Source organism: Bacillus sp. GB_SG_008 (genome assembly GCF_052038115.1).
GTDB lineage: Bacteria > Bacillota > Bacilli > Bacillales > Bacillaceae_G > Bacillus_A > Bacillus_A rhizoplanae.
The window spans coordinates 26249-50331 of record NZ_JBPZSK010000011.1 but is presented as its reverse complement, the minus strand read 5'-3'; the positions used below and the strand labels follow the sequence as shown (position 1 = coordinate 50331).

Sequence of the window (24083 nt, the reverse complement as noted above, 5' to 3'; positions counted from 1 at the left end):
AAAAGAATGAAAATAAAATACATTAGTTTAGTGATTCTATTATCTGTAATTTACAGAAAATATTTACAATCATAAAAACTGTATATAAAATGGAAGAAAACGGATGGGAGCAGGGGTATGGTAAAGAAGGTTTTCATACATAGTTCGGAAGTGCTTGTGCAATTCTTCTTATCAATTATCGGGATTATTTGTTTAGGAGCGTTGCCTGGTTTGTTTCAAGGTTTAAAAATAGATTTTCATAAATATATAGAGACGGTAAAAATGGTTTGTAATAATTTGTTACATATGTCGTCGATGACGTATTTACCAATTAGTAAAGATCCGCAACCAAGACCGCTATTTCCTCAATTATTTGTTCATTATAAAGAAACGATGGTTATCTTTTTAGCTTCTTTTTTTATTTCACTTTTGATTGCTTTTTTAATTGTTTATGTTATTTTACGCAGCAGTACGAGTGTTCAAGAAAAAATCAAATCATTTTTACTCTTTCTTGAATCTATTCCAGATATTCTTCTCATCATTGGTTCGCAAATTTTTGTCATTTGGATTTTTAAACAAACAGGTATTTTAGCTGTAAGTATTTCGGGGATTGGAGAGCAATCTATTCGAGGATTACCAATCACTTGTTTAAGTGTGCCGACAACAATTATGTTTGTAAAATTATTATTACTGCGTTTTGAAACAGAACTTGAAAAAGATTATGTACTGTTTGCAAAGGCAAAAGGATTAGATAAGCTCCACATTTTAAATCATCACGTATTACGCAATGTATTATTAAGCACGCTCTTTTTTGCAAAAACGAACATTTGGTTTATGCTATCAAATTTGTACATTATTGAATGGCTGTTTAATACGTATGGCATGTTTGTATTTGTAAGGGAAGCCACAGGTGTTAATTTTGCAGCAGGTATTCCTGTTTTTACGATGAGCTTGTTGCTTCTTTATATACCTATTTTTATTATTTTTAAGTTGTTTCATTATTTCGTGCCTAATGCAATGAAAGAGAGGCTATAAGATGTGGCAATATATGAAGCGTGATAAACGGTTTTGGGTGAGTGTATCATTTATTGTTATACTTGTTCTATTAAGCGTTGGAAACACCCTTTTTAATGATGGGAATATTCGAAAAGTGTCCATTCAGTTCGATAAAGACGGAACACCTGAAGTACCCCCATTTCCGCNTTCATTTCAGTTTTGGCTTGGAACAGATGACAAAGGATTTGATTTATTAAATTTAGTCATTGAAGGTGCAAAGTGGACAATTGGTGTATCTGTATTTATTGCGTTATTACGCATAGCATTTGGCATTTGTTTCGGTGTTTTTCTTGGAACATACATAAAGCGGGGATTTACAAAATTAGAAGCTTTTTTTGATAGTTTTACAATCATTCCAATGGTTATGATTGCGGATCTTTTACTACGTTATGCAATTCCATTTCACAATGGCGAAGCAACTTCTACCTTTTTTGAACGAGCTTCGTTTGAAATTATTTTATTAACGGCGCTGGCGGTTCCGACAATTTCTTTATACATTGCTAATGAAATTCGTAAGTTATTAACAGAAGAATTTATTGATGCTGCTAGAATTTTAGGAGGCAGTAAACGACACATTATCATGAAACATGTTTTTCCGCACTTGTATTCAACTTTTGTGATTGTATTTATGCAGCAATTCGTGCAAACGCTTATTATTTTGCTGCATCTCGGTTTATTGGGTTTATTCTTTGGAGGAACCGTTATTTTTTATGAGGGAGTGGATTCATATACTCATGAATGGTCAGGGTTAATTGGGGTCTATTTTCGGTCTTTAACAGTTCATCCGTGGATTCCACTTGTACCTATTACATTTTTTGGATTAACCATTTTTTCAGGAAATATAATTGTAAAATGTATACAGGATGCAGTAGCGAAGGCAAAGCTAGGGGAGGGGGAGAGTACAAAACAGGAGAAGAGAGAAGAGAAACAACCTATAGCAACAGAAGAATTGTTTGCGTTTAAACATACGATGTAAATGCAGTACTGTGTTGTTAATGAGGAAGGCCATTTGTAGAAAGTGAAAATAAGCAGCTGGATGAATCCAGCTGCTTTTGCATGTTTTCTCGCTATTCGTGAGTTTATCCCGCTACTTTAGGGCAGTAAGACTCCTACCTCTGGATTCGATACCACAGGAGCCATTTGAAATTTGAACAAATTGCTGATAACTAATATGATTGAAATAAAACGAAACGTATGTTCTGTTTTCGGATGCATGAATCTCCTTCTAAATTTCTTTTTCTCAGTTTCTATGAGCTCAATTAAAATTCTAGTTTGAACATGAAATAGAATTTTGCTCCTTGACGGGGAACATCCACTCCATTAAGCAGCTTGTTTCATGGTGAAACGAGAAGAAGCTTTGAAATAAATCAAGGTAATCAATAAATAAATACAAAATGTGATAATTGTTACCATTATAGAAGTAGTAGCAACTACACTTACTAATATGGAAATTAAAATCAAAAGAGATACTAATGTTGTATAAGGAAAATAGCGAGCCGAATAGGTATTTTGCTTCCATTGTTGCACACGAATTTTCAAATACGCTAGCGTAATAATAATCCAAATGCATAATACTGTATACGCAAGAGACCCCATTAAATAGTTAAACGTTTTGCTTCCGGCAAATAAAGAGATAAGCACCCCTACATATAAAGAAGATGTACAAGCTAGGATTGCATAAATAGGGACTTTTTTTGGAGACAACTTTGTAAATATTTTTGGAAGTTGTCCATCTTGTGCTTGTGTATATACGATTCGTGAAGATGCATATAATCCAGCATTCATGGAAGAGATAATGGCTAATAGGATAATTGCATTCATAACGTGATCCGCGTATGGAATTCCTATAGCTTTAAATACCATTACAAACGGACTCTCTGGAACCCCATTTACTTGATTCCATGGAATCAAACTGACTATGATAAAAAAAGGTAAAATGTAAAAAGAAATAATTCGAATTAGTGTTCCTCTTACAGCCTTTGGTATAGCTTTTTCTGGATTTTTCGTTTCTGCTAAAGTGACACCTATCATTTCGGCACCACCATATGAATATATTACGACTAGCATAGCTGAAATTAATCCATGCATACCGTTTGGGAAAAATCCACCGTGTGATGATAGATTAGAAAATCCTATTGCAGTATGAGTTTGAAATGGAACGAATAGGACGATAAAACCAAATATGATAAATAATACAATTACAGTAATTTTTAATAAGGCAAGCCAATATTCTGTTTCTGCGAACAGTTTCACTGAAAATAAATTTACTATAGTAACAGCGATAGAAACGATTAAAGATAAAACCCAAATTTGTATATTTGGAAACCAATATTGAAGGAATGTAGCTGCTACTAATGATTCGGCAGCTATATTTAGCACCCACATTTTCCAATAAATCCAATCTAAAAAATATCCTGCATATTTACCTAGAACGGGTTGAATTAAATCTCGAAATGTTCTAGCTTGTCGGTTTTCTAATGCCATGTGAGCCATGCCCTTCATGACAAACATTAAGATTATTCCTCCAAATAAATAAGCAATAATTACCGATGGTCCTGCCATATCGATAGCTGTACTACTTCCTTTAAACAGTCCGGCTCCTATAGTCCCGCCTAGGGCCATCATCATAATATGGCGTGCTGTTATCGTGCGTGTTAAACTTTCTTGTTTATTTGTCATATGATTTTCCCTTCCTCTCTATGTTGTAAATATATAAAAAGGCCCATCATCTCTTTGAAGAGACGATGGGCCTAAAACCTACCGCGGTACCACTCTTATTGACTTCCTCACATACAGGGAAATCCAGCTTTTTGCACACTATTCATGCTAAATTTTATAACGTAAATCAACCGTAAAAGCCTAACATATCTTACTTTGTTCAGCTTTTCCACTCCTAGGCGAGTTCGAAGTTTCATGTGACTGTGTTCCACCATCCCACAGCTCTCTGGACATCATGAGAATTCTTCTACTACTCCTAATCATTGTGTTTATTCTATCTGTCTTATAAGATGTTTTGTTAATATTATGGATTAATATATAGAAAGAAAATTCAGTTGTCAAGAATTTTATAAATTTTCATAACTAATATTCATGAGGTGAATTATGAAATAAATTATCTTACCAGCTGTATTCGAAGTGCGAGAACTATTGTTATTTTAAAATAATGTAGATTCTTGTCATTCTGTTTTAGTTGACAATGCATTACAAGCTATATATAATCAAAATCAAATCTAAATAGTAAAAATCGATGAGTAAGAGGAGTACCTATAATTGAAGCGTTGCAGAGAGCTGGGATTGGTGTGAACCAGTACGACAGATCATAGGGAATGGACTTACGAGAGGTACGTTGAAACATTTGGAGTATGCGACCCGGGTTCCGCCGTTACAAGGATGAGGATATCGAATGTGACATTCCGTATCCAATAAAAGTGGATTCTTTTATTCTAGTAGGATAGAAGATCAATAGAGGTGGCACCACGGTATCGTAATATATCGCCCTCTACATACCAATTAGGTATGTAGAGGGCTTTTTTATTTGCTCGAAATTGCTCAAATTCTCATCGTTTTTACTTTGAAAGGAAGGATAAAAGATGGAATTATTACAGGCGAAAGAAGGTTTCTTTGGAGAATATGGAGGAAGTTTTGTACCAGAATCATTACAGCAAGCATTAAAGCATTTAGAAGAGGCATTTGATATGTACAAAGATGACCCAGAGTTTATGAAGGAATTTCAATATTATTTAAAAGAGTATGTAGGTCGTCCGAATCCGTTATATTATGCGAAGCGTTTAAGTGAGCAATTAGGCGGCGCCAAAATTTATTTGAAACGTGAAGATTTAAATCATACAGGTGCACATAAAATTAATAACGTACTTGGACAAATATTATTGGCAAAGCGTATGGGAGCGAAGAGAGTTATTGCTGAAACAGGAGCTGGGCAACATGGAGTTGCAACAGCAACAGCATGCGCGATGTTTGGAATAGATTGTACGGTTTATATGGGTGGCTTAGATACAGAGCGCCAAGCATTAAATGTATTTCGCATGGAATTACTGGGCGCTAAAGTAGTTGCTGTACAAGAAGGGGGACGTACGTTAAAAGAAGCTGTAGATGCTGCTTTAGTAGATTATGCAACTCATTATGAAAATACATTTTATTTATTAGGTTCTGCATTAGGTCCGCATCCGTATCCAACAATTGTCCGCCATTTTCAATCTGTAATTGGATACGAGGCGAAACAACAGCATCTTGAAAAAGAAAATCGTCTTCCGGATTATATCGTTGCTTGTGTAGGCGGAGGTAGTAATGCTATCGGTTTATTTGCACCGTTTTATAATGATACAGAAGTGAAAATGGTTGGTGTTGAACCAGGGGGAAAAGGAATTGAAACAGGATTGCATGCTGCGCCGTTAACAGCAGGAGAACCAGGAATTATTCACGGTTTTAAATGTTATATGATGAAAGATGAGAATGGTGACATTGCTGAGGCGCATTCAATTGCAGCTGGTTTAGACTACCAAGGAGTTGGTCCTGAACATAGTTATTATAAAGACACAGGCCGCGCACAATATGTATCCATTACAGATGATGAGGCATTAGCAGCATTTCATACGTTATCAAAAGTAGAGGGCATCATTCCTGCACTTGAAAGTTCACATGCAGTAGCGTATGCGATGAAGCTTGCGCCTACTTTATCTAAGGAGCAAACGATTATTGTAAACTTATCTGGCCGTGGCGATAAAGACGTTCAACAAGTATTTGAATTAGGGAATAAAAATGAAAAATAAAAAGAAAGTATCTCGTTCTGGTACAACGAAATACTTTCGTAAAATAACAAAGCATATATAGTATAAAAGATTTTAAGGTAAAGTGAAACTTCCATCAGTGGGCCGCAAATAGTGGGATAAAAAAATAAGCATCCGTGAGGGAGGAAGTCCCTCAAAGGATGCTTATTCATTTGTTGAAACTTGCGTTGTTGTTTGTGGTACAAAATAGCCGATAATACCACCGATAATCGCTGGAACAATCCAGCCAACTCCTAATTCATAAAATGGAATTGTATTTGCAATAGATGTAATAGCAGCTGGCATCATCCCGATGTTATCAAGTGCCTGAATACAACTTATAATAAAAGCTGCAATCATTGCTCCAATATATACACTAGGTTTTCTCTTCGTATATTTGTCAATAAACGATACGAAAATTAAGATAATGGTAATTGGATAAAGAATAAGTAATACTGGCAATGTAATTTTAATTAATAAGCTTAATCCTAAGTTAGAAACAACAAAGCTAAATACACAAACCCATAATACAAGTTTTTTGTATGATACATTTGTTAAAACGTTTGAAAAATAGTTGGCAAATGCACTAACAACACCAATTGCTGTTGTTAAGCAAGCGAAAATAATTGCTAAGCTTAATAATATGTTACCGCTTGTCCCAAATAAATGGTACATAACAGCTGCTAATAATTGCCCACCGTTTTCGAATTGGCCGAGCTGTGCGTTTGATGCTCCTATATAACCTAATAAGAAATAAACGATCGTTAAGAACAAAGCTGCAATACTTCCGCATATAATCGTATATTTAGTAATTGCTTTTTTATCATTTACCCCGTTTTGACGAATCGCATTCACTACAATGGTAGATAATACAAGGGCCCCAATCGCATCTAATGTTAAAAATCCTTCTAAGAAACCTTTGAAAAATGGCATCTCTTTGTAGTCACCAATAGGAGCAGCAAAAGAACCTGCTGGTGAAAGAATCGCTTTTGTTGCCATTACGGCAATAATAATAAGTAAAATAGGTGTTAAAATTTTTCCAATGTGATCCACTAACTTGGAAGGATTTAATGATAAGAAGTATACAATCGTAAAGAAAATCCCCGTAAAGAGCAACATTGAATACCAGTGAGTTTGAAAAAGCGGTGCAATTCCGATTTCGTATGAAACAGAGCCTGTACGCGGGATAACGAAAAGCGGACCGATAGAAAGGTAAATAATGATGGAAAAAATCGTTGCAAACTTTGGATGAACACGGCTTGCGAGTTTTCCAAAGCTACCGCCTGCTAATGCAACAGCGACAATTGCTAATAGTGATAAACCAACGTCGGTAATCACAAATCCTGAAATAGACACCCACATATTCTTTCCAGACGAAAGACCGAGCAGGGGTGGAAAAATCATATTACCAGCACCAAAGAAAATCGCAAATAGCAATAAGCTAATGGAGAGAATTTGGGATGGTTTTAAAGTTGTACGCATTCTATAAAAATCCTCCTAGATGATTTTTGTCGAAAATTCAAATAATTTGTCGAATTGATGTTTTTATTTTAATGGTCTGATGACTAGAAAGCAACAGTTAATTTTTAAAAAATTAATAATTGACTCACTAAGTTGAATAATCATTCTGAGTAAAGAAGGGGATTTAAGGCCTTATTTGTTGAAAGGTTATTCTCTCCGAAAATTAGCAGACATGATGGAGGATTGTAGAAATGGATGAAATATATTCTCTATATTCTGAAAGGGGAAAAGAAATATTTGAGGTCGTAAACGTGGATGTTCTTTCGATTTTCGTGGAATTAGTCACGAACAAGTTTTTGTTTTAATCGCAAGAAATCGCAAACAATTTATTCAGTGTTCTTGGTAGAGTTTATAATGAAACTAAGTGACCTAATAATTGAGGTCACTTAGTTTTTTAATATATTTTAAAAATAAATTTGTCGATCTCGTTCTTCTTTTAAAATTTCGACTGCTTCTCGAAAGCGTAGGGAGTGAACAATCTCACGTTCTCGTAGAAAACGTAATCCATCATTTATATCAGGATCGTCAGACATATTAATAAGCCATTGATAGGTTGCTCTAGCTTTTTCTTCCGCAGCTATATCCTCATATAAATCTGCAATCGGATCGCCTTTTGCTTGTATGTATGTTGCTGTAAAAGGAGCGCCTGCAGCATTGTGATAGAAAATGGCACTATCATGGTCAGCATAGTGAGCATCAAGTCCGGCCTCTTTCATTTGCTCAGGTGTCGCATCTTTTGTTAATTTATATACCATTGTCGCAATCATTTCGAGGTGTGCAAATTCTTCTGTTCCAATGTCTGTTAATAAACCGACAACTTTGTCTGGAATGGTATAGCGTTGATTTAAGTAGCGTAATGCGGCAGCCAATTCGCCATCGGCACCGCCGTATTGTTCAATTAAAAATTTCGCAAGTTTTGGATTACAAGTACTTACCTTCACAGGGTATTGTAATTTTTTTTCATATATCCACATATGTTTGCTCCTTTACATTTGCCAAGGCCAAGGCCCTTTATTCCATTCCCAAGGTGCTTTTGAATAACTATTTCCATATTGTTGAAGAGGACCATATTTTTCTTCAATTTGTTGTTTTTGCAATCTACGTTTATAGGAAAAATCATTAAATTGATTAATTGATGCAACATCATCAGGATGGGTATCTAAATAAAGAGTAAGTTCTACTAATACGAAATCAAGCTCCTGCAGTTCTTCCATCCATTTATAAAATTCATCTGGCATTTGTTGAGCCACGATTTTTTTCACCGTCCTTTTTTATATGGATTTTCATAATAATCATATAAAGCAGGCCACAAGGTTCCTTTTTTTAAGGCTTCACTTGGTGAGAATTGCGGTAAATTTGGTGGTTGGAATCCCATATATAAATGCGGGGGAGTAAAGTAGAACTTTTTTCCGATAGGTGGACACGGATCTTGTGGACCGTGATACGGTACATACGATTTTACGGATTTATCCAATTCGTGCACCTCCTTTGTGAAACACTGATATTATGTATTGTATTCGAACATAATTACTATTTATGACTCATATACAACAACTAATAGGTGCGAAAGGGGGCTGGATTGTGGACAAGGTTGTACATTCTGTTTTATTAGAGGTAAGAGATTTGAAGAAAACATTATATTTTTATGAGGGGATATTAGGTTTTAAGCCGAGTAGACAGCGTCCTCAATTAGACTTGCCAGGGGTATGGTATGATGTTGGATCTGTGCGAATTTGTTGTATTGTAAATAAAAGAAAACAAGCGGTAAATGAGGAAGGGATGTTTCCAAAAATAGAAGTGAATATGCAATTGCATGAGGTGGAGAATCTACTTAAAAAATTAGATTACTATCATGTAACGTATACAGAAATAGAAGATTACGTAGAGGGGAAAAAAGTGCTATCTGTTTATGACCCGGATCAACATATGATTCAGCTGGAAGCACAATTGAAGAGTGAAAATTTAGTTTAACATCTTCTAGGGCTTTTTCCCATCTCGGGTACACATACGAAAAAGCTTGATGAATATACATAATAGAGAATGTTTGCTGCGAGGGGGAGAATGTGGTGGATCGAGCTTATGAAGAAAGTGCCTTATTTGAGCATAAATTTTGGTTAAGAGTTTTAGGAGATCACGCGCACTTTTTGGTAGATGCTTTAGCCCCAAAGGAAAAGGAAGAAATTCAAAAGGCAATGTATTTTGAGCAAAAATTTGGTGAGTTGTTAACGAAACTTCAGACTGCCAACCTGATTTCATTTGCAAAAGAGGCGAATGACGCTGCAAATGAAATTAGGAAATTTAAACTGCATATTCTGCGTAAGCAATTGGAAGGGAAAGTCGTCATTCATCTTACCCCTACATTTCTTAATCATATGGTGAATGAAGTGGAAGAATACATAACAGTACTTAAAAACTTGATGGAAGGTAAAGTGCCTCCTCTTTTTCACGAATTACATTATCATCTCGTATGGTTAATAGACGCAGCTGGTCATGCAGGGGCCATTTCTAGCGAACTAGATCTTGTTGAGAAGCGTTTAAAAGAAAAGAGCCAAGCGTACGAAAAGCATTTTGAGCAATTTTATATAAAAGCGGTTGAAATGACTGGTTACTTACGGTCAGAATTAACATCTTTTCCAGCTTTAAAGAAATTTACAAAAGATGTCTCGTTAGAGCTTACTTTATTTTCACGTTTTCTTCATGAATTAGAAGAACTAGAGTTATCGGAACAAGTGTTAAGTTCGTTTTCGGCGAGAATGGCAGATCATATGGCAAGGGAAGAGTGTTATTACTTGTTAAAACTTGCACAATCTTCAGGGATAGAGATTCCTAATTGTACTCCTTTTTAGAAGTATGAAAAGCTGATTTATTTCGCTACTTCTGGATAGTGAAATTTCCATCAGTGTAAAATGAAGTCCTCCACTGATGGAAGTTTCATCTTATTTTGCTTTTTGTTTGTTAGTTTTACTTTTTTGCTTAGATAGTTGTTTTGTTTGTTCAATACTAGCATTTAATGTTGCCATGATATCTACAATATTTTTAGATTGGAAAATGGTTTCGGTTTTTTCGTGATGTTCTACTTTTTCTTCAATGAGGTCAAGGAGGGCTTCTCTATATTCATCTGTATATTCTTCTGGTGTAAAGGGAGTTGTAAGGTGATGAATGAGATTCATTGCAGCAACGAGCTCTTGTTTTTGCAATGGTGTTTCTTCATGTTTCGGTAGATTTGGAACACTTTCCATTTTTCGTATTTCATCCGAATAATGGATTGTTTGTAGCATTAAACCGTGATGAAAATTACGGATGATTGCTAAATGTTGTTTTTGACGAAGGGAAATATGTACAAGCCCTAATTTATTTGTTCGTTCAAGAGCTTCTTTTAATAATAAATATGCCTTTTCTGAACCTGGAGTAGGGCCAATAAAATAAGAACGATCGAAGAAAATAGAATCTACTTCATCTTGTTGAACAAATGAAAGAATGCGGATTGCTCGTAATTCATGTGCTTTTTTCAAATCATTTAATTCTTGTTCTTCTAAAATAATATATTTATGAGGTTCGTATTCGTAAGCTTTCACAATTTCTGTTTCTTCTACTTCTTCATCTGAACAATCGGGAGCGATTTTTTTATATTTAATAGGTGTAAGACAATCTTTATGAAGGTGTAATAACTTAATATCTTTTTCTTCTACTGCACTATACAATTTAATCCCGATTTTTAACAACCCAAGTGAGAGAGAGCCTTTCCAAATTGTATGCACAAGAATATCCTCCTTTATATAGAATTATTGTTATGTAAGGAAAATGAATATATATATTATGCTAGCCATGAGGACCTCTTATACATAAAGGCTTTCATCAAAGTTTTAGGTTAATCAACTAATACAGTGATAGAAAGTATTGACATTTTCTATTAAACCTTTTAAGATGACCATATAAAATTACGTATATAAAGGGGAGTAACTTCAATAATAAAGTCGTCATTACAGGGAGAAACCCTCGGCTTTATTAGCAACAATATGTTGTTAGTGAGACCTTTACCAGACGTGGTAAGGGCCCCTTATTGTCTTTTTTAGGATCTTTACCATTTTGGTAAAGGTCCTTTTTGTATGCCGTAATAGGAGACCGAGAGAGGAGAAGGAATATGAGAAAGTTGTGGAAAAGAATACGTCTAATCTTCCAAGTTCGTAAATTTATTCCGTTTTTATGTGAATTCTTTACATCAAAGGATGTGGAATTTAAGAAAAAGGTACTTTCTATCTTATTCTTATGTGGATATGTTATGTTTCCATTCGATATCATTCCAGACTTTTTATTGTTTTTTGGTGTACTAGATGATGTAGCGGTGATTCTGTTTATTTTACAGCGCATTGTCAAGATGGCGCCTTTTCATTTGCAGGATAAATATGGATTAGTAGAGTAGGAGAAAGATAGATGGAACAGCTTATTTTAGATTTTATTAATTACTTAAAGCAATTCTCATATTTTGGAGTTATTTTTGCTTTAACGTTTGAATTTGTTCCTGCTGAGATTGTATTACCACTCGTTGGATATTGGGTATATGAAGGTGATATGAATTTTTGGATTGCGGTTTTAGCGGGAACGATTGGAGGAACAACAGGACCATTAACATTGTATGCCATCGGATATTATGGAGGCCGTCCGCTATTACTCAAATATGGGAAGTATTTTTTCATTAAAGAAGAACAAATTCAAAAAGCAGATGATTTCTTTGCAAAATATGGCCCTGTGGTAGCATTTACTGGACGATTTATTCCAGGTGTACGCACGCTTATTTCGGTTCCATGCGGGATGGCGAAAATGAATATTGTGCAGTTTACAATCTACACATTTGTTGCGATGGTACCGGTAACCACTCTTTATATTTATGTTGGAATGAAGCTTGGCCCGCATTGGCATAAGGCTGGTGCTATGGTAGATCAGTATATGTTGCCTATATTAGGAGTTGTTTTTGTTTTTATTATTGGAATAGTTATTTCCAAAATGGTTAGGAAAAAAAGTAGAACAGAATACTGATAGGAAAAGGGACTGGAGATATAACTGTGTGCATGACCGGTCTTTAAAGAAGAGGAGAGTATGTTAAAATAGAATAGATAATGTATGTAAGGAGCAGATTATATGTCAAAAAAAACCATAAAAAGAATTCTTGAATATACATGGATTATTGTTGTGCTCCTAGTCGGATATAAATATTTGCAAGAGAAAAGTCTGTGGGTTCTTTTTTTAATCACTTTTTTATTAGCGGGACTAGGAACATTATTTATTAACTTTTTCTTTGATAGTATTGAAACTTGGAAAAAGAGGAAGGAAAAACAAAAATAAAGTACGCCTTCTAACCGGTGATTGGTTACGTAAATTGAACAGTCTTGGAACATATAAGAAAGCTCGCTAGAAACAGCGAGCTTTCTTTTTTAAGCTTCTTTTTTTTCATCATGTGTTTTGGAAATAAGGAGATTACTATTTCGTTTCGAATAGAAAAAGTATACGCATAAACCGATTGTTAACCATATACCAAAGCCAATCCATGTTTCTTTTGAAAGGTTAAACATTAAGTATAGGCAACAGCAAATTGCAACAATTGGTAAAATAGGAACGAATGGAACTCGGAATGCTCTCGGTAAGTTTGGATGTGTTTTTCGTAAAATAAGTACCGCAATGCAAACGAACGTGAATGCTGTTAATGTGCCGATGCTTACAAGATTTGCAAGTAGATGTAAGTCTAATAAACCAGCAAGTGCAGCAGCGGCGATACCCATAATCCATGTGTTTACTAAAGGGATTTTGAATTTTTCATTTACGCGAGATAAAGCTTTTGGTAATAATCCATCGCGGCTCATTGCATAAGAGACACGTACTTGTCCGTACATAACGACGAGAATAACAGTTGTCATTCCGGTCATTGCTCCTACTGCTAGTAAACTAGCAATCGTGTCTTCACCGACAAACCTCAAGGCATAAGCAACTGGATCTGATACGTCTAATTGTGTGTAAGGAACCATACCTGTTAATACAACGGAAACAATTATATACAATGCGGTACAAATAAGAAGAGAACCAATAATCCCAATTGGTAAGTCGCGCTGCGGTTTCTTTGTTTCTTCGGCAGCAGTTGCAATAGCATCAAAGCCCAAGAAGGCAAAGAATACAGTGGCAGCTCCTGTAATAATCCCGTCATAACCAAATGGCAGAAATGGTGTCCAGTTTTCTGGTTTTACATATTTTGCGCCAGCAACAATAAAAGCGATGATGACAGCCAATTTAATTAATACCATGATGTTATTCATGCGGGCACTTTCACGCACCCCTCTACTTAATAATGCTGTAATAAAAAGTATAATGAGGACAGCTGGTAAATCAATGATGCCTCCTTTTCCTAGACCGGGGGCAGAGGCGATTATAGCCGGGAGTTTTATCCCAAATCCGAGCAGTAGGGATTGTAAATAACCAGACCAACCGACGGCAACGGCAGCAACTGCGAGCAAATATTCAAGCATTAAACACCAGCCGATGATGAAAGCAACAATTTCCCCAACCGTCATATAAGCATACGTATAAACACTTCCTGAAATTGGGATAGAAGATGAAAACTCAGCATAGCAAAAAGCGACGCATGCACACGTAAAGGCAGCGAGTAGAAAGGATAGCATAATGCCAGGACCAGCGTGCTTTGCAGCAACAATACCGGTTAAAACGAAAATACCTGTTCCGATAACAGCTCCAATTCCTAAAAAAGTTAAATCAAGGGCACTTAATGTTCGATTGAGTTGACGTGGTGCTTCGGTCGTAAGGGGTTTCTTTCGTAAAAGTGTTTTCAAATTTGAATCTCCTCTCCATAAAGTGAAACTTCCTCCCTTTAGAATGGGATAATAGATACAACCGCTAAGTTTGAACGTAGCCCCTTAGAGCACTAAGTAGAGAGTAGAAATATATGTATAAATAAAATGGAGAATGGTGCAGTTGTACGTTATTTTTAGGATAAATATGTAATTTCATTAGTAAATTTATCATAATTCAGAATATTTCGTCAATGGAAAGTGTAACAAATAAAACGACATATTTAAGTAAACACTATTGTAAGAAATTAATGCGTTTTTATGTAGGAGTAGATATTATGTTATTTTATTTTGAGCTTGTTATCATTTTACTTTGTACAAAAATTGCTGGTGATATTAGTGTTCGACTTGGACAGCCAGCTGTATTAGGAAAATTAATTATCGGAATTGTTATTGGCCCAGCTATGTTTGGGATTATTAATAGTTCCGAGCTTATTGATGAATTAAGTGCAATTGGTGTATTGCTTCTTATGTTTATGGCAGGACTTGAAACGGATTTAGAGGAATTAAACCGCAATCTTACATCGTCCTTTGCTGTAGCAATAGGTGGAATTATCTTTCCGTTTATTGGAGGATATGTTGCAGGTCTTTTATTCGGAATGTCGCAGGCACATGCAATTTTTTTAGGACTACTTCTTTGCGCTACGTCTGTTAGTATTTCCGTTCAAACATTGCGAGATCTTGGGAAAATGAATACGAGGGAAAGTACAACGATTTTAGGAGCAGCTGTATTTGATGACGTTATTGTTGTTATATTATTGGCATTTGTGATGAGTTTTCTCGGTTCACAAGATGTGAGTATAACGCTTGTAATCGCTAAGAAAGTCATCTTTTTTGTTACGATTTTTCTAATTGGTTGGAAAGGTGTCCCTTTCATTATGAAAATATTGTCACCGCTTCGTGTTTCAGAGTCGTTAATTAGTGCAGCGCTCATTATTTGTTTTTCATTTGCTTATTACAGTGAAGTCATGGGGATTGCCGGAATTATTGGGGCATTCGCTGCTGGAATCGCAATTTCACAAACTTCGTATAAGCATGAAGTAGAACGTAAAATTGAGCCAATTGCGTATGCGATTTTCGTTCCCGTCTTTTTCGTTAGTATCGGAATGGAGATTACCTTTGAAGGATTAGGAAACCAAATATGGTTCATTATCATTATGACCATTATTGCTATATTAACAAAATTAGTCGGTTCAGGACTTGGAGCAAGATTAACAGGATTTGATTTACGGTCTTCTATCAGTATTGGAGCGGGAATGGTATCAAGGGGAGAAGTGGCGCTTATTATTGCTTCTAACGGATTGGCTTCGAATTTGTTAGCGAAAGAAAATTTTACTTCGATTGTGATTGTTGTTATTTTGACGACGATTATTACGCCGCCTATGTTGAAGAAGTATTTTGTTTGAGAGTGTAATAGGGGTAATGACAGCACCCTGTCATTACCCCTATTAAGAATCACCAACTTCTTAACGTACAGGAAATCGTTGATTTTAAAAAACTATTTTCTTGCCCGTGTCACATACGGATAAATTGGATCTCTTAATTCGAAGTCATACGTTTCTCCATCCACAATTCCGACTACCTTCTCGCTATCATAAAGATCTAGCATAAATCCAGCCATTTCTTTTGCAGTATGAAATTTTGGAACGGCTCCTTTATAAGTAAACTCATCTGCATCCAAAGAGCGTTTAGCAAATTCAGTTTCAGTTGCAGCAGGAGCCAAGACTTTCGCTTGCATGGCTGCTCCTTTTTCTTTCAATTCTTGTGCTAGCCCTTCTGTAAAGGCACTTACATAGAACTTTGTTGCACAATAGGTCACAGCATCGGCAACAATCACGTACCCTCCTCCAGAAGAAATATTGATGAGTTGCGTTCCTTCAATATCTGCATAGTCACGTACATAAAGAGAGGACAGAATAGTTAAGGCTTCAATATTCAAGTGAAGCATCTTCTCAATTTTATTTAAATTTTGTTCCCCAACGGAAGCAAAGTTCCCAAACCCAGCATTGTTGATCCAAGTCTCAATCTGATAATCCTGAAGACTTTCGTAGAATTCATAAACATTTGCAGTAACAGATAGATCAACAGTTCGAATGACAACATCTAGATTTGCGTTAATGTCAGCCACTTTTGATTTTAATTTTTCCAATTCCTCCGTTCTACGTGCTGCTAGGATTAAGTTTTTTCCGCGAGCCGCAAAAGCAAGAGCCGTTTCATATCCGATTCCTGAACTGGCACCCGTAATAACTGTATATTTCATATAAACTCCTCCTGAATTTTATTCAATTCATTTTATTGTGAAAGAACTATGAGCTGATTATACTGATTAGAGTGAACTCTAAGTCAAGAGAAAAGTAATGTGGAGGTTTCTTATGCACACTATTGGTGAAGTGGCTAAAATGTTAGGGATAAGCACACATACATTGCGGTATTATGAAAAGGAAAAAATTGTAATTCCTGTTCGTGATACCAGTGGAGACAGACGATATAACGATTCACATATTAAATGGCTGCAATTTGTTATCAAGTTAAAAGAAACACAAATGCCCATCGCGAAAATAAAGAAGTATGCTTCATTAGTTTTAGAAGGAGACCATACCACAACGGAGCGATTAAACCTTTTAGAAGAACATAAACACTCTATTAAGGAACAAATCAGAACGTTAAAAGCTGCGGATGAGATGCTTGAGTATAAAATTGCCGCTTACAAAGATTTCATCAGTAAACAAGATTAGATGCGAGTTCTAATAAGAAGAAATAAATTATTTGTATTACGTTCTATATAATTAGAAATCCCGTCACTTCATTCTTTAAAGGGAAGCGGCGGGATTGATTTATCAAACTCGATATTTAGTTACTCCGTGCTAGAGGAGTGCTTGTATGTTGCGGAGTTGTATATTCTTGTTTAGAAATCGCATGAGATTTAAAGTGTGAGAATAAATAACACCCTGCAATAACAATCATACTTCCTACCACTTGAATCCACGTCATTTGTTCACCTAATAATAGAAACGCTAAAATAGCAGTGAAAATAGGATTGAAATTTAAAAAAATACCGGAAGTAGTCGCACCTAATTTTTGGACACCGATGTTCCAAAAAACCATACATAACACAGTTGAGATAACGCCTGTATACATAATGGATCCTAAGAATGAAGCGTTCATATTTGAAATGGTAAAATGAGAGATGTTAAAGGGAACTAGTATGACGATACCAAAGATACCGGAATATAAGGTGGACATCATCGGTGTTGTCTTTTTCGTTGCCCATCTACTGCAAACTGAATAGATTCCCCATACACATACCGCGGCCATCATCCATAAATCACCTATATTAAAATGTAAGGAAAACAAGGTATCTATTTTTCCTTTTGAAAGAACAAGCGTAACGCCAAAAAATGAGACAATCATAGATGCAATTTGAAATATATTAATTTTTTCTTTTAAAAATAGAGCTGAACAGACAGCAATAGAAATCGTATTTAATGTAGAAATAAGACCAACATTTGTTGCTGATGTATGCTCTAATGCCCAAAACTGAAAAATGTTAAAGAAAACAACGCCAGTAACCCCCATAAGAAATAAAGGGAGAAGTGCATCTTTCGGCGGGAAGATTTTCTTTTCTTTCCACCATACAATTGGGAAAAGACAAATGACTGCAATAATCCATCGAAGAGTAGTCAGTGTCATAGGAGAAGCGTGCCCGACAAGAGATTTTCCCACTACAAAATTTCCGCCCCACAATAAGCTTGTTATGAGTAATAAAATAACATAAGGCATAATATGAGTTAGCTCCTTTACAAGAAAGTAGGGCTTGCGCATTGCCCGTTTGATGAAAGACAGCCACTGTGCACGGTGGTTGAATCTATATACTTTAAACTATGTAAATTGTAGCATTTTTCTTGTTTGTCATATATGTTGTTTTGTATAATTAATAAAATTCGAAATAATATAAAGTTATTGTGATAGTTTGCAGAATTTTATTCATTTTAGGTGCGGTTGTAATGTATTTTGGTGAAGAATCGTTTGTGATGAAAAGGGAGATTAGAAATGGAACATGTAGTTCGTAAGGGTTTAGATGATCTGGATATACAAATTTTAGATGTGCTGCAACAAGAAGGACAGCTGAGTAACGCTGAGGTTGCACGCCGCGTTAATCTTTCACCGCCAGCTACACATGCACGGGTGAAACGATTAGAAAGTGAAGGGTTTATTAATCAGCAAGTAGCAATTTTAAATCAGGAGAAATTGGGATTTGGTTTATTATGCTTTATTTTTGTCAGTACAAATATTCATCAAGCGGAGAAGCTGGAAGTGTTAGAGAAGGCTATGCACGAAATGCCAGAAGTATTGGAATGTCATTGTTTAACGGGGGAGTATGATTATATTTTAAAAGTTGTGCACCGAGATCGAAACGAGCTGGAACGTTTTATTCGTAAGTTGAATATGCTCGGTATCACGAGAATTCAAACAAGTTTAGCACTGCGAGAGATTAAGTATTCTACTGTATTGCCTCTGCAGAGCAAAGATGGCGGAGCTGTTTAGCTCCGCCTATTGTGTATGTGGACGAATCCATAGTTTGGCAAAGTCTGTCCATCCGAAAGAATCAATGGTGACGTTTTGCAAAGAGGAAGGGAAACTTCTTCTTTTTAAGACGTGATAGTAAAAGACAAGAAGGTATTGGTCACTAAGGAATTGTTCTATTTCATATATTAAGTTGTATCGTTTTTCTTTACTTCGTTCTGCCACAAATAGATCAAGCAGTTTATCAATTTGCTTTTGATAATGTGAATGTCTAAATCGATGAACAAAGCAGCTTTTATTTTTAAATATATGTAAAAAGGCCATTTCAAGATTGGCGTCGAGAACTTCTCCTGTCAAAATGATATCGGCTTGTTTTGTAATATCTTCGTTAAAGTAATCGGTAATTGGAAATGGGTGCAGCTGTAAACGTATGCCAAGTGGTTCGCAACGTTTTTGTAACCAAATTGCATCTTGCTCGCTATCTTTAAATGCAAAGAAGTAAATGTGTACGCTTTCTCCGTTGTACGTACTTTGTTGTAAGTATTCTTTCGCTTTATGCAAAGAGGTTTCTTTATACATTGTTCGGCTCTTATCAGGAAAGAAGCTATAAGCTGGCATCGTACGTTTCCCGCCGAGGTCTTGAATTAATGATGTAGGGTCCATTATTTCTGCCCATGCTTTTCGAAAAAATATATCATGCTGCGGCCCGTTTTTCTGGAAGTTGAATGCCGAGTATATACATCCAATTTCTTCTGTCTCCACTTCTTTTTCCTCTTCGCATTTCATATTTGGTAATACGTAATTCATGCTTATTTTTGCCTGTTCTGGCACAAACCAAAATTCAATACGATCGATTAGTGCCCGCTCTTTAAAATAATCGGAAAATGCCTCTAAAACAATATTATCTTCAGTAAAGCTTCTGATTTTGAAAGGCCCTGTACCGATATAATGATGATTTTGTACAACTACGTCGTGCGGTAAAATAGACAATTGTACTGAACTTACGTAATGCAGAAAAAAACGATTTGGTTTTCGTAAATGAAAGATAACCTGCAGGGGAGAGGGGCTTACCATTTTTTCGATTTCCTCAGTCAACCAGTCAAAAGGAGATTGAATGCTTTGCAGCCTTTCAAAGGAGAAGATAACATCTTTTCCTGATAATGTTTTTCCGTGATGAAAGCGAATGCCTTTTCGTAAATAGAATGTCCACGTAAGTTGATCATCGCTTACTTCCCAAGTATGTGCCAAGTGCGGCTCGATTTCGTCTGTTTTTTCGTTATATCTCACTAATGTATCAACGATTTGGCTAATAAGATGACTTTCTGTAGTCACAGCAGCAAATGCTGGATCAATCGGCAGTAATTTTCGTTTATATGGAATTTTTAACACATCATACAGATCGTCTGAAGTTGTATATCCAAAATAAGTATTTAATCGTTCTTCTATTTTTTCTTTAAGTAAGAAAGGCAGTGGTTCTTTCAGTAAAAGAAATACTTCTGTTAACTTCTCATTTCTTAAAAGTTCTTCAACATGCGGTAAAATCGCTTCTACAAATGTATGAAGAAAGTGAATTTCCGTTTTATTTCCACGGCCTCTTCCTGGTATCCATTCAATCAGTTTTTCTTCACTCATTTTTTTTAGTAAAATCTTCACATTTTTTGTACTGCAAAATAGAACGGCAGCCAATTCTTGGAGACTATTTTGAATATGTTGTTCATTTGGAAAGGAAAGTCTTAGTCGAATATAGTGGTCCATAATTTTCATGTTATACATCTCCTTTTTCTAAAAGGGGAAACTCTTCAGAATATTTTAACCTTTTTCTTCCACTTTTTCAAAGTAAAATGAAGAAACAGAAGGAGGAGGAAACAGATGGGATTTTGGTCTATGCATCGCAACATTAAAATTAGAATTATTACATCCTTTTTAACTCGTACGGTAGGAACGATGATTTTTCCATTTATGGCGATTTATTTTTCCGTAAAATTAGGAGCAGTATTAGCGGGGTTCTTATTGTTATTAAATGTAATTGCATCACTTATCGTTGGCTTATATGGAGGTTATATTGCCGATACATTAGGGCGGAAAAAGGTTATGATTATTGGACAGGTAATTCAAGTAGTCTCTATTGCTTGCATGGGGGTTGTGAACTCAGAGTATATAGATTCAGCTTGGCTCACATTTGTCTTTTTACTTATAAACAGCATCGGTTCTGGCGTGATGAATCCAGCAACAGAGGCAATGTTAATTGATGTAAGTACACCGGAAAATCGAAAAATGATGTACAGCATTAATTACTGGGCAATCAATTTATCTATCGCCATTGGTGCAATTTTCGGAGGACTTCTTTTTGAACACTACCGATTCCAACTATTTATGCTACTGACAGGTATTGCATTATTAACACTGTATTTAATTACAGTTTATATGGAAGAAGTATATGTAGTTCAAAAGAAAGTAGAAAAGAAAAATGTTTTGCAGGATATGGTAAACAATTACCGAGTTGTCGTAAAAGACCGAGCATTTATCGTATTGTGCTTGGCAAGCATATGCGCATTATCATTAGAGTTTCAAATTAATAACTATATCGGAGTTCGTCTGCAGAAAGAATTTGAGACATTGACATTTTCACTATGGAACGGAAATCACTTTGATTTAACAGGTATTCGAATGCTGAGCTGGATTTCTACTGAGAATACAGTATTAGTTGTTTTATTTTCAGCTCTTGTTGTGAAAATCATGAATCGCTTTCAGGACCAGAAAGTACTTTATACAGGCTTATTTATATATACGATTGGATTTACGCTATTTGGAGCAAGTAATAGTTTATGGATTCTATTACTAGCAGGTTTGTTCCAAACAATTGGAGAGATGATGTATGTGCCAGTCAGCCAATCTATTCGGGCAGATATGGCGAGGGATGATGCAAGAAGTTCATATATGGCCATTAATGGTATGGTGTTTCAAATTGCGAAGATGGTAGGAACACTTGGCATTATGATTGGTTCAATCGTTGCCTCTTGGGGAATGAGTATATTGTTCTGTTTGATAGGGATAAGCAGCATTCTCTTATTTAAGAAAGCAGTCGATATGTATCATCGTCAAGAGAAGAAGGTAGAGAAGATAGGGTAAGTCTAGTGAGAAAGCTGCTTGTTTTGGAGACAAGTAGCTTTCTTAAAAAGAGTTAAATAGTTAGGATAGGAGGTAATTGTAATGAAGATTAGCCCAAAAGAATTTTATAGTCGTAATACACGTTATATGATTAGGTCTGCAATGGAAGAAGATGCAAAAAAATTATCTGAAGTACGATTACAAATAGATGGCGAAACAGAAAATTTAGATAGAGAAAAAGGTGAAGCATACATAGATGAAGCTGGTTTTAAAAAGATCATTAAAGAGGATACAGACAGTGTTAGTAATCTATTTTTAGTAGCCGAAGTGAATGGAAGAATTGTAGGTTTTTCAAGGTGTGAAGGGAACAAATTGAAAAGAACATCTCATAAAGTAGAATTTGGTGTCTGCATATTACAAGAATATTGGGGATATGGCATTGGAAAGAACCTTTTAAAAGAATCTGTCAATTGGGCAGACTTACATGGAATTAAGAAAATCACTTTGTATGTTCTTGAAACGAACGAGAAAGCTAAAAGCCTTTATGAAAGATACGGTTTTGAAGTAGAGGGTATCTTGAAAAATGACAAAATGCTATCGGATGGGAATTACTATAATACGATTTTGATGGGGAGGTTTAATGGATAAACTATATCGTGATAAGTGTAGCACACAAAAATAGAAGCGCTAATTCTAAAGTGATACATGCAGATGTTGAAGGCAGATAAAAAGGAGTGGGAGAATGTTTCCTATACTAGAAACAGAAAGACTAATCTTGAGAGAGCTAATAGAAGATGATGCACAAGGGATATTGAATTGCTTTTCGAATGAGGATGTATTACGTTACTATGGGCAAAATCCATTAACAGATCTAGAACAGGTGAAAAATATAATTAGGAATTTTTTTAATAACTACAAAGAAAAACGAGGAATAAAATGGGGAATTGAAATAAAAGAAACAGAAGGGATTATTGGAACGATTGGATTTCATGACTGGTCTTCCGAACATAAGAGAGCTGAAATCGCTTATGCACTTTTACCTGAACATTGGGGAAAAAGGTATGCCACTGAAGCTGCTTTAAAAGTTATATCATATGGATTTCATGAGCTTGAATTAACTCGTATTGGAGCGGTTGTTTTTACAGAAAATAAAGCATCTAATGTATTACTAACAAAACTAGGCTTTCAGAATGAAGGCGTTCTTAGAAATTATATGTATCAAAATAATGTGCCGTATGATACGAATGTTTACTCCTTGCTTCCGACTACTGCTACTAAATAAGTTTAACCAAATATATCGGCGCTTCGACAGAAAATAAAGTGAAACTTCCATCAGTGACGCTTTTCTCACTGATGGTTAGTTGAACCAATCAGGCTTTTACGGGCAGTTTTCTTCTCGATCTTCTCCATCCTTTACTGCCCGTTAATGAGGGATAAAGATCCTTCGGCAATGTTCGAAATAAAAAGAATCCATTTTGACCAAAATGGATTCTTTTTATTTTTTGGTCATGCAAAAAATTCATATGCACCAATTACAATGAGTAAAAGGCCGGATAAAACATTTGAGTATTTGCCAATGAATGTTTGTGACAGCTTATATCCAGAATGCGAACCAATCATGATGGAAATGAATGAAAAGAATCCAACAGATACTGCAGTCCAAATTGGGGAAAGTCCACTCATTCCACCACCAAAACCCATCGTAATGCAATTGAGAGATAAAATAATTCCTAAGTAAAAAGATTCTTTCCAAGAAATTGTATTATTCTCATCTTTGTCTGCTTGCTCTGGATTTTGAAGCACAGGAGAAGGACGTGATAGATATTCTGATAAGATAGTCCATGCACCTAGACTAATAAGAAGAATGCTACCGCTTATATTTGCGGCATCTTTAGATATATATTGCGAAATGAATGAACCGGCTACAACGGAAAGATATACCGCAAACATAGAAATAATAGCAATAAAGAGATTAGCCATTGCTGTAATGTGCACTTTTTTCATTCCAAGAGATAAACCAATCCCTAAATTATCTAAGTTTGCTCCGATTCCGATAAGTAAAATGGATAACCAATGCATAGGAAAACCTCCAAAGAATAAAGTGGAAATTTTATCCCGCATTAACGGGCAGTAAGACCCCCGCCTCAAGATTCAGGGAGAAGCGAGGAAGATAGGTGAGGGATAACTGCTGGCATGCGCCCGATTGGTGAGAGCTTTCCATCAGTGGGAGATGAAAAAACTGTCCACTGATGGTAGTTTC

Annotated in this window: 25 protein-coding genes, 1 pseudogene and 2 other annotated features; of the genes and pseudogenes, 15 read left to right on the top strand and 11 right to left on the bottom strand. The window is 35.7% G+C overall.

Annotation, left to right across the window (positions count from 1 at the left end; all coding sequences use genetic code 11):
* The first annotated feature begins 117 nt into the window (after window positions 1-117).
* Window positions 118-1014, top strand: coding sequence for an ABC transporter permease subunit (locus ACTDJC_RS20380; protein ID WP_440604539.1), 897 nt, complete (start codon window positions 118-120; stop codon window positions 1012-1014).
* Window position 1015: 1 nt separating this feature from the next.
* Window positions 1016-2011 (top strand): ABC transporter permease, encoded by a 996-nt coding sequence (locus ACTDJC_RS20375; RefSeq protein WP_440604538.1) that lies wholly within the window; start codon window positions 1016-1018, stop codon window positions 2009-2011.
* Between the two features lie 344 nt (window positions 2012-2355).
* On the opposite strand, the gene ACTDJC_RS20370 is transcribed toward ACTDJC_RS20375, so the two are convergent.
* Window positions 2356-3714 carry an amino acid permease gene (locus ACTDJC_RS20370; protein WP_440604537.1) on the bottom strand — a complete coding sequence of 453 codons (1359 nt, stop codon included), beginning with the start codon at window positions 3712-3714 and terminating at the stop codon, window positions 2356-2358.
* Between the two features lie 55 nt (window positions 3715-3769).
* Window positions 3770-4026: a binding site (T-box leader), on the bottom strand.
* Window positions 4027-4273: 247 nt separating this feature from the next.
* Window positions 4274-4538 (top strand) — a binding site (T-box leader).
* Window positions 4539-4625: 87 nt separating this feature from the next.
* Here ACTDJC_RS20370 and trpB point away from each other — a divergent pair.
* Window positions 4626-5822, top strand: a complete 1197-nt coding sequence (trpB, locus tag ACTDJC_RS20365) for a tryptophan synthase subunit beta (RefSeq protein WP_440604536.1) — start codon at window positions 4626-4628, stop codon at window positions 5820-5822.
* A 162-nt stretch (window positions 5823-5984) separates the two neighbouring features.
* On the opposite strand, the gene brnQ2 is transcribed toward trpB, so the two are convergent.
* Entirely contained in the window at window positions 5985-7301 is a 1317-nt protein-coding gene (gene brnQ2, locus ACTDJC_RS20360; RefSeq protein WP_253628681.1) for a branched-chain amino acid transport system II carrier protein BrnQ2, read from the bottom strand.
* 221 nt (window positions 7302-7522) lie between these two features.
* On the opposite strand from brnQ2, the pseudogene ACTDJC_RS20355 reads away from it, so the two are divergent.
* Window positions 7523-7665: pseudogene (locus ACTDJC_RS20355) on the top strand (IS1595 family transposase); the annotation flags it as partial.
* A gap of 79 nt (window positions 7666-7744) precedes the next feature.
* Here ACTDJC_RS20355 and cotJC read toward each other — a convergent pair.
* Genes cotJC through ACTDJC_RS20340 form a run of 3 tightly spaced genes read right to left on the bottom strand, consistent with a single transcriptional unit; the run spans window position 7745 to window position 8814 of the window.
* Complete coding sequence (gene cotJC / locus ACTDJC_RS20350) at window positions 7745-8314, bottom strand: spore coat protein CotJC (protein WP_098308199.1); 570 nt, start codon at window positions 8312-8314, stop codon at window positions 7745-7747.
* 12 nt (window positions 8315-8326) lie between these two features.
* Window positions 8327-8578: a spore coat protein CotJB gene (locus tag ACTDJC_RS20345; RefSeq protein WP_098308290.1), complete on the bottom strand. Its 252-nt coding sequence runs from the start codon at window positions 8576-8578 to the stop codon at window positions 8327-8329.
* Window positions 8579-8598: 20 nt separating this feature from the next.
* Window positions 8599-8814 (bottom strand): spore coat associated protein CotJA, encoded by a 216-nt coding sequence (locus tag ACTDJC_RS20340; RefSeq protein ID WP_440604535.1) that lies wholly within the window; start codon window positions 8812-8814, stop codon window positions 8599-8601.
* A 107-nt stretch (window positions 8815-8921) separates the two neighbouring features.
* Between ACTDJC_RS20340 and ACTDJC_RS20335 the strand changes: the two genes are divergently transcribed.
* Together ACTDJC_RS20335 and ACTDJC_RS20330 are read left to right on the top strand one after the other, a co-directional pair.
* Window positions 8922-9311 (top strand): VOC family protein, encoded by a 390-nt coding sequence (locus tag ACTDJC_RS20335; RefSeq protein ID WP_440604534.1) that lies wholly within the window; start codon window positions 8922-8924, stop codon window positions 9309-9311.
* A 95-nt stretch (window positions 9312-9406) separates the two neighbouring features.
* Window positions 9407-10186, top strand: a complete 780-nt coding sequence (locus ACTDJC_RS20330) for a DUF2935 domain-containing protein (protein WP_440604533.1) — start codon at window positions 9407-9409, stop codon at window positions 10184-10186.
* Window positions 10187-10276: 90 nt separating this feature from the next.
* Here the strand turns inward: ACTDJC_RS20330 and ku are convergent, their stop codons facing one another.
* Window positions 10277-11098, bottom strand: a complete 822-nt coding sequence (gene ku / locus ACTDJC_RS20325; RefSeq protein ID WP_440604532.1) for a non-homologous end joining protein Ku — start codon at window positions 11096-11098, stop codon at window positions 10277-10279.
* A 383-nt stretch (window positions 11099-11481) separates the two neighbouring features.
* Here ku and ACTDJC_RS20320 point away from each other — a divergent pair, with 383 nt between their 5' ends.
* From ACTDJC_RS20320 to ACTDJC_RS20310, 3 genes are all read left to right on the top strand, one after another.
* A complete protein-coding gene (locus ACTDJC_RS20320) occupies window positions 11482-11760 on the top strand; it encodes a YkvA family protein (protein WP_440604531.1) in 279 nt (92 codons plus the stop codon).
* Between the two features lie 11 nt (window positions 11761-11771).
* Window positions 11772-12374 carry a DedA family protein gene (locus ACTDJC_RS20315; RefSeq protein ID WP_440604530.1) on the top strand — a complete coding sequence of 201 codons (603 nt, stop codon included), beginning with the start codon at window positions 11772-11774 and terminating at the stop codon, window positions 12372-12374.
* Between the two features lie 102 nt (window positions 12375-12476).
* A complete protein-coding gene (locus ACTDJC_RS20310; protein WP_098308211.1) occupies window positions 12477-12680 on the top strand; it encodes a hypothetical protein in 204 nt (67 codons plus the stop codon).
* An 89-nt stretch (window positions 12681-12769) separates the two neighbouring features.
* Here ACTDJC_RS20310 and ACTDJC_RS20305 read toward each other — a convergent pair whose 3' ends face one another.
* On the bottom strand, window positions 12770-14173 hold the full coding sequence (locus ACTDJC_RS20305; protein ID WP_440604529.1) for an amino acid permease: 1404 nt from the start codon (window positions 14171-14173) through the stop codon (window positions 12770-12772).
* A gap of 296 nt (window positions 14174-14469) precedes the next feature.
* Here ACTDJC_RS20305 and ACTDJC_RS20300 point away from each other — a divergent pair, with 296 nt between their 5' ends.
* The gene (locus tag ACTDJC_RS20300; protein ID WP_440604528.1) at window positions 14470-15597 is read left to right on the top strand and encodes a cation:proton antiporter; all 1128 of its coding nucleotides are present in this window, start codon (window positions 14470-14472) and stop codon (window positions 15595-15597) included.
* A gap of 92 nt (window positions 15598-15689) precedes the next feature.
* On the opposite strand, the gene ACTDJC_RS20295 is transcribed toward ACTDJC_RS20300, so the two are convergent.
* Window positions 15690-16451, bottom strand: coding sequence for an SDR family NAD(P)-dependent oxidoreductase (locus ACTDJC_RS20295; protein WP_440604527.1), 762 nt, complete (start codon window positions 16449-16451; stop codon window positions 15690-15692).
* A 112-nt stretch (window positions 16452-16563) separates the two neighbouring features.
* Here ACTDJC_RS20295 and ACTDJC_RS20290 point away from each other — a divergent pair, with 112 nt between their 5' ends.
* Entirely contained in the window at window positions 16564-16926 is a 363-nt protein-coding gene (locus tag ACTDJC_RS20290) for a MerR family transcriptional regulator (protein WP_440604526.1), read from the top strand.
* Between the two features lie 115 nt (window positions 16927-17041).
* On the opposite strand, the gene ACTDJC_RS20285 is transcribed toward ACTDJC_RS20290, so the two are convergent.
* The gene (locus ACTDJC_RS20285) at window positions 17042-17971 is read right to left on the bottom strand and encodes a DMT family transporter (RefSeq protein WP_440604525.1); all 930 of its coding nucleotides are present in this window, start codon (window positions 17969-17971) and stop codon (window positions 17042-17044) included.
* Window positions 17972-18241: 270 nt separating this feature from the next.
* Here ACTDJC_RS20285 and ACTDJC_RS20280 point away from each other — a divergent pair, with 270 nt between their 5' ends.
* Complete coding sequence (locus ACTDJC_RS20280; RefSeq protein WP_440604524.1) at window positions 18242-18736, top strand: Lrp/AsnC family transcriptional regulator; 495 nt, start codon at window positions 18242-18244, stop codon at window positions 18734-18736.
* 6 nt (window positions 18737-18742) lie between these two features.
* Here the strand turns inward: ACTDJC_RS20280 and ACTDJC_RS20275 are convergent, their stop codons facing one another.
* Window positions 18743-20479, bottom strand: a complete 1737-nt coding sequence (locus tag ACTDJC_RS20275) for an ABC transporter substrate-binding protein (protein ID WP_440604523.1) — start codon at window positions 20477-20479, stop codon at window positions 18743-18745.
* A 105-nt stretch (window positions 20480-20584) separates the two neighbouring features.
* Here ACTDJC_RS20275 and ACTDJC_RS20270 point away from each other — a divergent pair, with 105 nt between their 5' ends.
* The 3 genes from ACTDJC_RS20270 to ACTDJC_RS20260 all read left to right on the top strand — a co-directional run bounded on the left by ACTDJC_RS20270 (window position 20585) and on the right by ACTDJC_RS20260 (window position 23105).
* Window positions 20585-21844 carry an MDR family MFS transporter gene (locus ACTDJC_RS20270; protein WP_440604522.1) on the top strand — a complete coding sequence of 420 codons (1260 nt, stop codon included), beginning with the start codon at window positions 20585-20587 and terminating at the stop codon, window positions 21842-21844.
* A gap of 81 nt (window positions 21845-21925) precedes the next feature.
* A complete protein-coding gene (locus ACTDJC_RS20265; RefSeq protein ID WP_440604521.1) occupies window positions 21926-22471 on the top strand; it encodes an N-acetyltransferase family protein in 546 nt (181 codons plus the stop codon).
* A 94-nt stretch (window positions 22472-22565) separates the two neighbouring features.
* A complete protein-coding gene (locus ACTDJC_RS20260; protein WP_440604520.1) occupies window positions 22566-23105 on the top strand; it encodes a GNAT family N-acetyltransferase in 540 nt (179 codons plus the stop codon).
* A 224-nt stretch (window positions 23106-23329) separates the two neighbouring features.
* On the opposite strand, the gene ACTDJC_RS20255 is transcribed toward ACTDJC_RS20260, so the two are convergent.
* Window positions 23330-23902: a manganese efflux pump gene (locus ACTDJC_RS20255; RefSeq protein WP_440604519.1), complete on the bottom strand. Its 573-nt coding sequence runs from the start codon at window positions 23900-23902 to the stop codon at window positions 23330-23332.
* Window positions 23903-24083 lie beyond the last annotated feature (181 nt).

Excerpts from the sequence above, each read along its gene's own strand:
- ACTDJC_RS20380 (WP_440604539.1), top strand. The coding sequence starts at position 118 with ATGGTAAAGAAGGTTTTCATACATAGTTCGGAAGTGCTTGTGCAATTC.
- ACTDJC_RS20370 (WP_440604537.1), bottom strand. The coding sequence starts at position 3,714 with ATGACAAATAAACAAGAAAGTTTAACACGCACGATAACAGCACGCCAT.
- trpB (WP_440604536.1), top strand. The coding sequence starts at position 4,626 with ATGGAATTATTACAGGCGAAAGAAGGTTTCTTTGGAGAATATGGAGGA.
- brnQ2 (WP_253628681.1), bottom strand. The coding sequence starts at position 7,301 with ATGCGTACAACTTTAAAACCATCCCAAATTCTCTCCATTAGCTTATTG.
- cotJC (WP_098308199.1), bottom strand. The coding sequence starts at position 8,314 with ATGTGGATATATGAAAAAAAATTACAATACCCTGTGAAGGTAAGTACT.
- ACTDJC_RS20345 (WP_098308290.1), bottom strand. The coding sequence starts at position 8,578 with ATGCCAGATGAATTTTATAAATGGATGGAAGAACTGCAGGAGCTTGAT.
- ACTDJC_RS20320 (WP_440604531.1), top strand. The coding sequence starts at position 11,482 with ATGAGAAAGTTGTGGAAAAGAATACGTCTAATCTTCCAAGTTCGTAAA.
- ACTDJC_RS20315 (WP_440604530.1), top strand. The coding sequence starts at position 11,772 with ATGGAACAGCTTATTTTAGATTTTATTAATTACTTAAAGCAATTCTCA.
- ACTDJC_RS20310 (WP_098308211.1), top strand. The coding sequence starts at position 12,477 with ATGTCAAAAAAAACCATAAAAAGAATTCTTGAATATACATGGATTATT.
- ACTDJC_RS20300 (WP_440604528.1), top strand. The coding sequence starts at position 14,470 with ATGTTATTTTATTTTGAGCTTGTTATCATTTTACTTTGTACAAAAATT.
- ACTDJC_RS20295 (WP_440604527.1), bottom strand. The coding sequence starts at position 16,451 with ATGAAATATACAGTTATTACGGGTGCCAGTTCAGGAATCGGATATGAA.
- ACTDJC_RS20290 (WP_440604526.1), top strand. The coding sequence starts at position 16,564 with ATGCACACTATTGGTGAAGTGGCTAAAATGTTAGGGATAAGCACACAT.
- ACTDJC_RS20285 (WP_440604525.1), bottom strand. The coding sequence starts at position 17,971 with ATGCCTTATGTTATTTTATTACTCATAACAAGCTTATTGTGGGGCGGA.
- ACTDJC_RS20280 (WP_440604524.1), top strand. The coding sequence starts at position 18,242 with ATGGAACATGTAGTTCGTAAGGGTTTAGATGATCTGGATATACAAATT.
- ACTDJC_RS20275 (WP_440604523.1), bottom strand. The coding sequence starts at position 20,479 with ATGAAAATTATGGACCACTATATTCGACTAAGACTTTCCTTTCCAAAT.
- ACTDJC_RS20270 (WP_440604522.1), top strand. The coding sequence starts at position 20,585 with ATGGGATTTTGGTCTATGCATCGCAACATTAAAATTAGAATTATTACA.
- ACTDJC_RS20265 (WP_440604521.1), top strand. The coding sequence starts at position 21,926 with ATGAAGATTAGCCCAAAAGAATTTTATAGTCGTAATACACGTTATATG.
- ACTDJC_RS20260 (WP_440604520.1), top strand. The coding sequence starts at position 22,566 with ATGTTTCCTATACTAGAAACAGAAAGACTAATCTTGAGAGAGCTAATA.
- ACTDJC_RS20255 (WP_440604519.1), bottom strand. The coding sequence starts at position 23,902 with ATGCATTGGTTATCCATTTTACTTATCGGAATCGGAGCAAACTTAGAT.